We start from the raw sequence: 299 nt of genomic DNA, 5'->3' as shown, positions 1-299 counted from the left end.
TCTCCATTAGGTGGGATAAAAGTTGAAGTAAAATTTAGTTTAAAGTTATGATCGAGTTTATTTTGCATTTTTAAATTTTCTACATGTTTCACTAAAGAATTCGCTAAAAAAAGCGCATTATCATTATTTATTTCACCATAAGAAAAATGAAACTGATTTAATAAATTTTTAATATTTTCAATATCTTCCTCTTGAAAATATTTGTATGCACTATATTTCTCAACATCTGAACGCCTTTGGCAAAAACAATGATAAAAAACATTTATTGTCACTACATCAAAATTTTTAGCAATATAATT

General features: G+C 24.1%; 1 protein-coding gene. It reads right to left on the bottom strand.

Annotated features, from left to right (window positions below; translation table 11 throughout):
- A partial coding sequence (locus tag CCO88_RS09845) for a DUF2920 family protein (RefSeq protein WP_002840894.1) occupies positions 1–299 on the bottom strand: 299 nt, incomplete at both ends.

Source organism: Campylobacter coli LMG 9860 (assembly GCF_000254135.1).
GTDB lineage: Bacteria > Campylobacterota > Campylobacteria > Campylobacterales > Campylobacteraceae > Campylobacter_D > Campylobacter_D coli.
The sequence above is the reverse complement of the archived record's forward strand: the minus strand, read 5'-3'. Positions and strand labels throughout refer to the sequence as shown.